The organism is Kitasatospora sp. NPDC001261, from assembly GCF_042896795.1.
Classification (GTDB): domain Bacteria; phylum Actinomycetota; class Actinomycetes; order Streptomycetales; family Streptomycetaceae; genus Kitasatospora.
In genome coordinates this window covers 160,432-170,720 of the sequence record NZ_JBIAXP010000004.1, presented here as the reverse complement: position 1 = coordinate 170,720, position 10,289 = coordinate 160,432, and the positions used below count along the sequence as shown (strand labels likewise).

Below are 10,289 nucleotides of genomic sequence, written 5' to 3'. Positions count from 1 at the left end.
GTCCCGGCGCCGTCCTCCTGACCCGCCCCCGTCACAGAAACGGCCGACCATGCCCCTCCAGCCCCCGACGGTCGACGGAGCCTCCCCGCCCGTCGACCTGGCCACCGTCGACCTCGCCACGATCGACCTCACCGACCCGCACACCTACCTCGACCTCGACGTCCGCGCGATGTGGGCCCGGTTCCGCGCCGAACAGCCCGTCCACCTGCACCCGGCGACCGACCAGGGCCCGCCGTTCTGGGCGGTCTCCCGCCACGCCGACGTGCTCGCCGTCTACCGCGACAACAAGCGGTTCACCTCCGAACGCGGCAACGTGCTCGCCACCCTGCTGCAGGGCGAGGACTCCGCCTCCCGCCGGATGCTCGCCGTCACCGACGGGCCGCGGCACCGGGAGATCCGCAACCTGATGCTCCGGTCCTTCTCGCCCCGGGTGCTGGCCCCGGTGGTGGCCGGCGTGCACGAGCGGACCGCCGCGCTGCTCCAGGAGGGCCTGGCCCGCGGCTCCTTCGACTTCGTCACCGACCTCGCCGACCACATCCCGATCAACACCATCGGCGACCTGATGGGCGTCCCGGTCGAGGACCGCGAGCGCCTCGTCCACTGGAACACCCAGACCCTCTCCCGCACCAGCGCCGAGCACACCGCGACCGAGGAGTGGCTGGCCCGCAACGAGATCCTGCTCTACTTCTCCGACCTCGCCGCCAAGCGGCGCAAGCACCCCGGCGACGACGTGATCAGCGCCCTGGCGACCGGCACCGTCGACGGCGAGCCGCTCAGCCAGGAGGAGGTCGTCTTCAACTGCTACAGCCTGATCCTCGGCGGCGACGAGTCCAGCCGGATGTCCTCCATCGGCGCGCTCATCGCCCTCTCCCGGCACCCCGAGCAGTGGCGGGCGCTGAAGGACGGCTCGGTCGGGCTGGAGCCGGCCGTGGAGGAGGTCATGCGCTGGACCACCCCGGCCATGCACTTCGGCCGGCGCGCCCTGACCGACGTCGAACTCGGCGACCGGACGATCCGGGCCGGCGACGTCGTGACGCTCTGGAACAGCTCGGCCAACTTCGACGAGGAGGTCTTCGACCAGCCGAACCGCTTCGACCTGGCCCGCACCCCGAACAAGCACGTCGCCTTCGGCTACGGCCCGCACTTCTGCCTGGGCGCCTTCCTCGGCCGGACCCACGTCGAGGCGATGCTCGCCGCCCTGCGCGGCACCGTCGGCGGGATCGAGCTGCTCGGCGAACCGGTCCGGCTCTACTCCAACTTCGTCCACGGCTACAGCAGCCTCCCCGTCCGCCTCACCGCCTGACCCTCCCTCCCCCTCTCCTTCCTCCCTTGCCCCTTCCTCCCCACCCCTCCTCCCTTGCCCCTCCTCGCCACCGACCGGGAGCCCCACATGGACATGGCCATCCGCGCCGAGGGCCTGCACAAGCGCCACCGGGACGTCGTGGCGATCGCCGACATCCACCTCGGCGTCCGGACCGGCACCGTCCTCGGCCTGCTCGGACCGAACGGCGCCGGCAAGACGACCACCGTGCAGATCCTCACCACCCTCACCACCCCGGACGGCGGCCACGCCGAGGTGGCCGGCTACGACGTCGTCCGCCAACCGCACGAGGTCCGGCGCCGGATCGGACTGGCCGGCCAGTACACCGCCGTGGACGAGGTCCTGACCGGCCGCGAGAACCTCGTCCTGCTCGGCACCCTGCTCCACCTCGGCCGCCGCGAGGCCCGCCGCCGGGCCGACGAACTCCTGGAGCGCTTCCGCCTCGCGGACGCCGCCCACCGCCCCGCCCGCGCCTACTCCGGCGGCATGCGCCGCCGCCTCGACCTCGCCAGCTGCCTGATCACCGCACCCCCGGTGCTCTTCCTCGACGAACCCACCACCGGCCTCGACCCGGTGAGCCGGATGGAACTCTGGGGCCAGGTCCGCGAACTCGTCGACGGCGGCACCACGGTGCTCCTCACCACCCAGTACCTGGAGGAGGCCGACTACCTGGCCGACCAGATCGTGGTCGTCGACTCCGGCCGCGTCATCGCCGACGGCACCCCCGACGAACTGAAGCGCAAGGTCGGCAGCGAATGGCTGGAGCTGACCGTCGCCTCCCCCGCCGACGTCACCCCGGCCCTCGCCGCCCTCCGCCCCGCCCTCACCGCCGAACCCACCGTCGACACCCAGAAGGGCCGGCTCTCCATCCCCCTCGACGACGGCCTCAACGACATCGCCACCGTCGCCGCCGTCCTGCGCCGCGCCGACATCCCCGTCGCCGACTTCACCATGCGCCGCCCCACCCTCGACGACGTCTTCGCCCACCTCACCGGCCACCCCGCCCCCTGACCACCCCGCCTCGGGCACTACTCCGCCTCGGGCACCCCCCGGTGGATCTCGCTGATCACCGCCACGGTGGGTGTGGTCGGTCCACACGTCCGCCTGCGGGATGTCGGGGCTGCGGAGCTACGGGGCCAGGTCGACGGCCAGGCAGTTGTAGAAGGTCCAGGAGCGCTCGGGGTCGTGGGCCGTGTTCGCGGCGCCGCCCGGGCCGGTTGCCGCCTCCTCGGTCATGTCCTCGAAGCGGATGCGCTCGGGAAGGGTTCCGTAGCGTGCGTGCCGCGCTTCGGCGGCGGGATCGACTGCGGGCCGCTCGGCCATGGCCACTCTCCTCATCGGCGATCGCGGGCGGCGCCTTCTCGGCGCCGGAGGCGGCTTTCAGGGTGCATTCCGCACCGTCACCTGTCAAGGCGGTGACGAGAACGCGCCCATCGCTCCCGCCTGCGCGCGCTTGGCCGATTCTGCCCTCGCGGCGCTTTGTTGAAGATGCAATGATCTTCCCTCGAGCCGGAACCGCCCGGCGAGCCACCGGCCGATCCGGCAGTTCCCTCCCACCCGAGAAGGCGGATCGCATGTTCACATCCGAGACGAAACTCCGCGGCGCAGCCGTCACCGCCGCCCTGGCCGCGGCCCTGGTCGGCCTCGGCGCCGGGACGGCCGGCGCCGCGGGCTGGCCGCCCCTGCAGCCGGGCGCGCGCCTCTACTCCTCCACCTACGGGCAGGGGTTCGCCACCACCGTCGACCTCACCGACCTCGGCACCTGCCACACCCTGTGGCCCGGCGCCCGCTCGGTGCAGATCGCCAACGGGGGCGCCACGCTGGCGCTGTACGCCGAGGCCGACTGCAACGGTCCCGGGTGGCTCAGCGGAACGCTGGCCCAGGCCAACCTCCCGCGGACCGCCCTGAGCTACCGGGTCCTCCAGGCGTAACACCTCCCGGCGCGGCGCCCTCCCCCTCGGGCGCCGCGCCCACGCATGTCCTCATTTCGTCACCCCTTTGACAGGTGACGCAAGCGGGTGGAAACCTGTCGTCACCGGCTGGAGCAGTTACTTACCGATGAGGACACCCACCATGGCAGTCGTACGCTTCCATCTCGTCTCCACGCTCGGCACGGAGGACGTCCTGGCGGTGCTGACCGACTTCGGCCCCTCCCGCGCCGAGGCCTGGCCGACGATCGACGCCGAACACTTCGAGGTCCACGCGCTCGGCGACACCTGGGCCGAGGTCACCGAGGGAACCGCCGCCGCCTGGGAGCGCGCCCGCTACGAGTGGGAGCCGGGCGGCCGCACCGTCACCGTCACCACCCTCGACTCCAAGCTCTTCGGCCCGGGCGGCGGTTGGGTCTTCCGGATGACCCCCGAGGGCGACGGAACCCGGGTCGACGTCCAGCTGACGCGGCAGCCGAGCACCCTCAAGGGCAGGATGCTCGCCGCGCTGCTTCCCGTCGCCGCTCCGCCGGCCCTGCGCAAGTCCTTCGCGGGGCCGCTGCGGGTCCGGTGATCCATCGCACGGACTGATCCACTCCCGAAGGGGCCGACAGCACCCGCTGTCGGCCCCTTCGCCGTCCCCCGCCCGCCCCTCGCGCGACGCACGAAGGCCCGGCCCGCGCCGTCGGGCGCGGGCCGGGGCGGCACCGGAGGGAACCGGCACCGGAGGGGATCAGTGCCGGGAGGGGAGGACGCAACGGAAGCTGGAGGCGGCGGCCAGATCGCCGTGGCCCCGGTAGCGGGACACCTCGGGGTAGCGGCACAGGTCGCGGTCGACGCTCCGCCCGGTGGCGTCGAGCAGCGTGGCGGGCAGCGTCCGCGGCGCCTTGCCCTGCTCGACCCAGGCCGTCAGGGCGGCGAGGTCGTCGGTCGTGCCGCCGCCCTTGTTGAGGCCGCAGTGGGCCGTGCCCGGGGCGAGGAAGAGGCGGTAGAAGTCGTCGACCCGCTTGCCGCCGCCCATCGTCCGCTCGACCTGCCGGCGGTAGTCGACGGTGCCCTGGGCGGGGATGAACTGGTCGGCCTGGCCGTGCCAGGTCAGGAGTTTGCCGCCGGCGTCGCGGAAGGCGGACAGGTCGGGGTCGTCGGTGCCGATGATCCGGCCGTACTCGGTCCGCGACTGCTCGAACAACCGGGTGAACTGGTCGTAGGTGATCGTCGAGACGTCGAACGAGGGCTGCTTCTTCAGCCAGTTCGTGACCCAGAGCCGGGGCACCGGGAACGGCGCGCCCCGCACCTGGCCGTCCGCGTCGGGCGCGGTGGTGCCGGCCAGCCCCGCCAGGTCGGCACCGACCGGGACGCCGGACCAGAGCCTGCGGCCCGTGGCGGTGCGCGGACCGTCCCAGATCTTGCGGACGACGGCGGCGTCGGCGGCCGTGATGGTCAGCTCCTTCCCGTCGCAGACCACCGTGGTGCCGATCAGCCGGCGCGGGTCGAAGTCGCACCGCGACGCGTCGTTGACCAGCTTGTCCTCGGCGCCGTCGAGCGGGTCGCAGGCCGCGACGGCGGCGTCCGTGAAGGCCTTGAACGCGCAGGCGGACGGGTAGGTCCTCTCGTTGTTCATGACCACCTGCGGCCACAGGGTGGCGACTTCGAACTCGTCCCAGCCGACGGCGGGCGCGTTGGCGAGGATGCCGTCGAAGTCGTCGGGGTAGCGCTGGGCCTCCATGTAACCCTGGCGCCCGCCGGTGGAGCACCCGTTGAAGTAGGAGTAGGAGGCCGGACTGCCGAAGTGCGTGGCGACCACCTGCTTGCCGACGATCGCCGCCTCGTGCTGGGAGCGGGACGCGAGGTTGTTCAGCAGCGCGGTGTCGACCTCGCCCTTCGCGTTCAGCGCCCAGCCGGCGTCCACGGCATCGGCGAGCCCGCCGTCGGTGGTGGTCGCGGCGTAGCCGTTCTTGACCGCGGTACCCATCCCGACGCCATTGTCCCCGGCGGCGAAGGCGCTTCCGCCGAGCGCCTGGAAGCGGCCGTTCCAGCCGCTGATTGGCAGCCAGGTCCGCACCCTCGCATGGTCGTTGTCGCCCGGGTGGGTCAGGGTGACGGTCACCTCGCAGAAGGCGGGGACACCGGTGACCGTGCCGCCCACCACCCCGGTTCCGTCGATGGTCCCGCCCTCCCGGCGGGCCGCCGTCACGGACTCCACCGCCGTACCGGCGGGGGCCGACACGGCCGGCGCCGAACAGCCGGACGGCGCGGGCAGGGAGCCGTACGGGGTCTCCGCCACTGCCGCCGGCAGGTGCACCGCGGCCAGTGCCGCGCCGGTCGCGAGCACGATCAGGAATCTCTTCATGGGTATCCGTCCAGGAAAAAGGTGGGCATGCGCCCGGCCGCGAAGGAGCGTGTGCGGGGCGGCCGGGCAGGGCTGGTCAAAGGACAAGGTGTTTCCGGTCGAGATGGTGACGATCCGACCGGTGACAGCCGCGGGCCGACGCCCCTCGGGCAGTCGCCGCAAGTGGCGGTTCTCAGCCCAGGTTCGGCTCAAGCAGCCGGTGCGTACGGGTGGCTCTCGCAGGTACGCCGGGTCAGGCTGTTCTCATGTCCGTCACCGGTTCAGCCGGTGACGATGCTGGCACGGTCGCGCCCGGCCTGTCAACGAGACGGCGAAGGGGCCCCAGCGGCACCGGCCGGCGCGGGAGCCGGAGCGAAAGGAGCCGTGGCAGAGGGCAGTTGCCGGCCGCCGCCCGCTGGGCGCGCACTTATCCGCTGCCGGCTGTCGGCGGTGCCTGCTACAGTCGCAGCGACCTGTAGTCGTGTGATCGAGGAGTGGCAGACGTGGCGGGTGACGACGACATCTCCGGGTGAGATCCGGATCTGACGGCCACCGGCCGGTGCTTCAGGAGCGCCGCCGAGGTGGTCCGTTTCGTCGTACCCCTTCTCCGCACGTCTGCCCAGGGCAGAGGTCTACCTTCCTGCCCTCATCCCTTCGAGGTCATCCCCGTGTCCAACGTGTCCAACGCCGCCGTCGTCTGCTCGAACCTCTCCTTCGCCTGGCCCGACGACACCCCGGTCTTCCAGGACCTGTCCTTCACCGTGCCCGCGGGCCGGACGGGCCTGGTCGCCCCCAACGGCGCCGGCAAGAGCACCCTGCTCAAGCTGATCGCCGGCGATCTCAAGCCCGCCACCGGCTCGGTGTCGGTCACCGGGCGGCTCGGCTACCTCCGCCAGAGCCTGCCCCTGACCTCCGACCTCACCGTCGCCGAGGTGCTCGACGTCGCCGCGGTCATCCGGGCCATCGACGCCGTGGAGTCCGGGGACGTCGACGAGCGGCACTTCACCACCATCGGCGACGACTGGGACATCGAGGAGCGCACCCGCGCCCAGCTCGACCGCCTCGGCCTGACCGACCTCACCCTGGACCGCGGCCTGAGCACGCTCAGCGGCGGCCAGATCGTCTCCCTCGGCCTCGCCGCCCAGCTGCTCAAGCGCCCCGACGTGCTGCTGCTCGACGAGCCGACCAACAACCTCGACGCGGAGGCCCGGCACAAGCTCTACGACGTGCTGGGGGAATTCAACGGCTGCCTGCTGCTGGTCAGCCACGACCGCGCTCTGCTCGACCGGATGCAGCACATCGCCGAGCTCGGCAACGGCGAACTGCGCTTCTACGGGGGCGACTTCACCGCGTACGAGGAGGCCGTCCGGGCCGAGCAGGAGGTCGCCGAGAAGAACGTCCGCAACGCCGAGCAGGAGCTGAAGCGGGAGAAGCGGGAGATGCAGCAGGCCCGCGAACGCGCCGAGCGCCGTCAGAGCAACGCCGCCCGCAACCTCAAGAGCGCCGGCCTGCCCCGCATCTTCGCCGGGAACATGAAGCGCGGCGCCCAGGAGTCCGCGGGCCGGGCCGGCCAGATGCACGCGGCCCGGGTCGGCGAGGCCAAGGCCCGGCTGGACGAGGCCGGGCGCGCCCTGCGCGAGGAGCAGCGGCTCTCACTGGAGCTGCCCGACACCCAGGTGCCCGCCGGGCGCAACCTCTTCCTCGGCGAGGGCCTGCAGGTCCACCACGCCGGCCGCCCGGTGTTCGCCGACGGCGGCGTCGACCTGAGCGTCCGCGGCCCCGAGCGCATCGCGCTGACCGGGCCCAACGGCGCGGGCAAGAGCACCCTGCTGCGCCTGGTCACCGGCGAACTCACCCCGGACAGCGGGGAGATCAAGCGCAACGACGGGCGGATCGCCTACCTCTCGCAGCGCCTGGACCTGCTGGACCTCGACCGCACCGTGGCGGAGAACTTCGCCGCGTTCGCCCCCGAGCGGCCCGAGACGGAGCGGATGAACCTGCTCGCCCGCTTCCTGTTCCGCGGCGCCCGCGCCCATCTGCCGGTCGGGGTGCTCTCCGGCGGCGAGCGGCTGCGCGCCACCCTGGCCTGCGTGCTGTGCGCGGAGCCGGCCCCGCAGCTGCTGCTGCTCGACGAGCCGACCAACAACCTCGACCTGGTCAGCGCCGGGCAGTTGGAGAGCGCGCTGAACTCGTACCAGGGCGCCTTCCTGGTGGTCAGTCACGACGAGCGCTTCCTCGCCGAGATCGGGGTGAACCGCTGGCTCCGGCTGGCCGACGGCACGCTGCGGGAGACGGGGGCGCCCGCAGTGTGACCCGACGCCGTGTGCCGCGGCCCGCCCGAGGCTCGGTGCCCGGGCGGGCCCACCCCCTCACGTCGGAAGGTTTCCCATGTTCCCCCTGTCCCAGAACGCCCTGCTCGCCCATGACCTCGTCCGCGTCCTCGGCGGTCGTCGCGTCCTCGACGGCGTCGGCCTGACCGCCGCCCCCGGCCACCGGATCGGCCTGATCGGGGAGAACGGCGCCGGCAAGTCCACCCTGCTGCGGGTGCTCGCCGGCGTGGACGAACCCGACGCGGGAAGCGTCTCCCGCCCCGATGACCTCGGCTTCCTGCACCAGGAGATGCCCTTCGACCCCGCCGCGACCGTCGCCGCCGTCCTGGACGACGCGCTGCGCGAGGCCCGCGAGGACCTGGTGGAACTGGACCGGCTCGGCGCGGAGATCGCCCGGCTCCCGGAGTCCGACCCCGGTCACCCGGAACTCCTGGACGCCTACGGCAGGCGGCTGGAACAGGCCCGGTACCGGGAGTCCTGGGACGCCGACCGCCGTGCCGCCCTGGTCCTCGACGGGCTGGGCCTCGGCCCGCTCGGGCACGACCGCACGCTCGGCTCGCTGTCCGGCGGGCAGCGCGGCCGGCTGGCCCTCGCGGCGCTGCTGGTCCGACGGCCGTCCGCGCTGCTGCTGGACGAGCCGACCAACCACCTCGACGACGGCGCCGCCGCCTTCCTGGAGGAGCAGGTCCGCGCACTACCCGGCACCGTGGTCGTCGCCGCCCATGACCGGGCGTTCCTCGACGCCGTCTGCACCCACCTGATCGACCTCGACCCGGCGGTGGACGGACCGGTCCGCTACGGCGGCAACTACAGCGCCTACCTGGGCGAGCGGCGCGCCGAGCGGGACCGCTGGGAGCGGCGATTCGCCGAGGAGCAGCAGGAGTTGGCGCAGCTGCGCCACGCGGCCGGCGTGACCGCGCACCTGGTCGCACCGGACCGGGGGCCGCGCGACAACGAGAAGATGGGCTACGGCCACCGGGCGGGCCGGGTGCAGAACCAGGTCTCCCGACGGGTGCGCAACGCCGCCCGCCGACTGGAGGAGCTGGAGCGCGCGCAGGTCCCCGAGCCGCCGCGCCCGCTGCGGTTCGCCGTCGAATCCCTGGCGGCGGACGCCCACACGCCGTCCGACACCGGCGAGGGCCTCCGGCCCCTGGTGTCGCTCCGGGACCTCCGGGTGCCCGGCCGACTCGTACTGGACGGCCTGGACGTCGCCCCGGACGACCGTCTGCTGGTCACGGGCGACAACGGGACGGGCAAGTCGACGCTGCTCGCCGTACTCGCCGGCCACCTCACGGCCGAGGGCACGGTGCACCGGCACCCCGGACTGACGGTCGGACTGCTCACCCAGGACACCGAGTTCGACCGGCCCGACCGCACCGTCCGCGACACCTACGAGCAGGCGCTGGGCGCGGCGCGCGCCGAGCGGGTGCCGCTGGGATCGCTCGGCCTGCTGCACGCGGCGGACCTGGACAAGCCCGTCGGCCGGCTGTCCGTCGGGCAGCGCCGACGGCTCGCACTGGCGCTCCTGGTGGCCGAACCGCCCCGGCTGCTGCTGCTCGACGAACCCACCAACCACCTCTCCCCGCGCCTCTGCGACGAACTGGAGGAGGCCTTCGGCACCGGTCCCGGCGCGATCGTCCTCGCGAGCCACGACCGCTGGCTGCGCCGACGCTGGCAGGGCCGCGAGCTGCGGCTCGATCCGGCGGGCGCCACCCGTCATTGCCCCCCGACACAGTCACCTGCCAGCATGGTGATGTGAACCTTGACCATGTCTTCGTCTGCGGGCACCCCGCCCTGGACTTCGCCGCTACGCTCCGTGCACGGCGCACGGTCCGGTTCGAGATGTTCGTGACGCCGGAGCGCCTGAACGCCTGGTACCTGGACTGCGGCCTGGTGGACACGATCACTCCCGGTGACGACCAGGACGTCCACGAGGCGACCACCGTCCGCGAGGCCGTCTACCGGCTGATCACCAACCGCCGCCTCGGCGAGCCCTTCGACCGCGAGGCACTCGCCGTACTCAACGGCGCCGCGCGCAAACCGCCCGTGACACCGCAGCTCACCCTGACCGGACGGCACAACGAGGCGACCCCCGAGCAGGCGCTGGCAACCGTCGCGCGCCAGGCGGTCGAGCTCCTCAGCGGCCCGGACGTCCCCCTGCTGAAGGAGTGCGGCAACCCGGAGTGCACCCGGGTCTACATCGACCGCTCCCGGGGCATGCGCCGCCAGTGGTGCGGCATGGACTCCTGCGGCAACAAGATCAAGGCCGCCGCCTACCGCGCCCGGAAGAAGACCCCGTCCGCCACGACCGCCCGATAGCCCCCTCCGAACCCCCTCCGGCCACGGCCCCGCAGCGCGGGCCCGTGGCCGTTCGGCGTCGA

9 protein-coding genes are annotated in these 10,289 nt (G+C 73.0%); 7 read left to right on the top strand and 2 right to left on the bottom strand.

All coding sequences use genetic code 11. The features are described 5' to 3' along the window. Positions 1-49: 49 nt before the first annotated feature. Positions 50-1,303, top strand: coding sequence for a cytochrome P450 (locus tag ACFY4B_RS07650; protein WP_049649278.1), 1,254 nt, complete (start codon positions 50-52; stop codon positions 1,301-1,303). Between the two features lie 87 nt (positions 1,304-1,390). Then, on the top strand, positions 1,391-2,332 hold the full coding sequence (locus tag ACFY4B_RS07645; RefSeq protein WP_387966806.1) for an ATP-binding cassette domain-containing protein: 942 nt from the start codon (positions 1,391-1,393) through the stop codon (positions 2,330-2,332). A 117-nt stretch (positions 2,333-2,449) separates the two neighbouring features. On the opposite strand, the gene ACFY4B_RS07640 is transcribed toward ACFY4B_RS07645, so the two are convergent. Beyond that, on the bottom strand, positions 2,450-2,644 hold the full coding sequence (locus ACFY4B_RS07640; RefSeq protein ID WP_049649282.1) for a hypothetical protein: 195 nt from the start codon (positions 2,642-2,644) through the stop codon (positions 2,450-2,452). A gap of 251 nt (positions 2,645-2,895) precedes the next feature. On the opposite strand from ACFY4B_RS07640, the gene ACFY4B_RS07635 reads away from it, so the two are divergent. Then, the gene (locus ACFY4B_RS07635; protein ID WP_387966805.1) at positions 2,896-3,252 is read left to right on the top strand and encodes a hypothetical protein; all 357 of its coding nucleotides are present in this window, start codon (positions 2,896-2,898) and stop codon (positions 3,250-3,252) included. A 142-nt stretch (positions 3,253-3,394) separates the two neighbouring features. Then, on the top strand, positions 3,395-3,823 hold the full coding sequence (locus tag ACFY4B_RS07630) for a hypothetical protein (protein ID WP_049649284.1): 429 nt from the start codon (positions 3,395-3,397) through the stop codon (positions 3,821-3,823). A gap of 159 nt (positions 3,824-3,982) precedes the next feature. Here ACFY4B_RS07630 and ACFY4B_RS07625 read toward each other — a convergent pair whose 3' ends face one another. Then, positions 3,983-5,599, bottom strand: coding sequence for a DUF6351 family protein (locus ACFY4B_RS07625; RefSeq protein WP_387966804.1), 1,617 nt, complete (start codon positions 5,597-5,599; stop codon positions 3,983-3,985). 656 nt (positions 5,600-6,255) lie between these two features. On the opposite strand from ACFY4B_RS07625, the gene abc-f reads away from it, so the two are divergent. The 3 genes from abc-f (at position 6,256) to ACFY4B_RS07610 (ending at position 10,227) form a co-directional block, all read left to right on the top strand. After that, positions 6,256-7,890: a ribosomal protection-like ABC-F family protein gene (abc-f, locus tag ACFY4B_RS07620; RefSeq protein WP_049649298.1), complete on the top strand. Its 1,635-nt coding sequence runs from the start codon at positions 6,256-6,258 to the stop codon at positions 7,888-7,890. A gap of 85 nt (positions 7,891-7,975) precedes the next feature. Next, on the top strand, positions 7,976-9,667 hold the full coding sequence (locus ACFY4B_RS07615) for an ABC-F family ATP-binding cassette domain-containing protein (protein WP_387966949.1): 1,692 nt from the start codon (positions 7,976-7,978) through the stop codon (positions 9,665-9,667). Then, on the top strand, positions 9,664-10,227 hold the full coding sequence (locus ACFY4B_RS07610) for a CGNR zinc finger domain-containing protein (protein WP_387966803.1): 564 nt from the start codon (positions 9,664-9,666) through the stop codon (positions 10,225-10,227). The genes ACFY4B_RS07615 and ACFY4B_RS07610 overlap by 4 nt, the downstream gene beginning before the upstream one ends. Positions 10,228-10,289: the final 62 nt, after the last annotated feature.

What these genes read in the sequence shown, in the direction of transcription:
- ACFY4B_RS07650 (WP_049649278.1), top strand. Translation starts at nt 50, where the DNA reads ATGCCCCTCCAGCCCCCGACGGTCGACGGAGCCTCCCCGCCCGTCGAC.
- ACFY4B_RS07645 (WP_387966806.1), top strand. Translation starts at nt 1,391, where the DNA reads ATGGACATGGCCATCCGCGCCGAGGGCCTGCACAAGCGCCACCGGGAC.
- ACFY4B_RS07625 (WP_387966804.1), bottom strand. Translation starts at nt 5,599, where the DNA reads ATGAAGAGATTCCTGATCGTGCTCGCGACCGGCGCGGCACTGGCCGCG.
- ACFY4B_RS07635 (WP_387966805.1), top strand. Translation starts at nt 2,896, where the DNA reads ATGTTCACATCCGAGACGAAACTCCGCGGCGCAGCCGTCACCGCCGCC.
- ACFY4B_RS07640 (WP_049649282.1), bottom strand. Translation starts at nt 2,644, where the DNA reads ATGGCCGAGCGGCCCGCAGTCGATCCCGCCGCCGAAGCGCGGCACGCA.
- ACFY4B_RS07630 (WP_049649284.1), top strand. Translation starts at nt 3,395, where the DNA reads ATGGCAGTCGTACGCTTCCATCTCGTCTCCACGCTCGGCACGGAGGAC.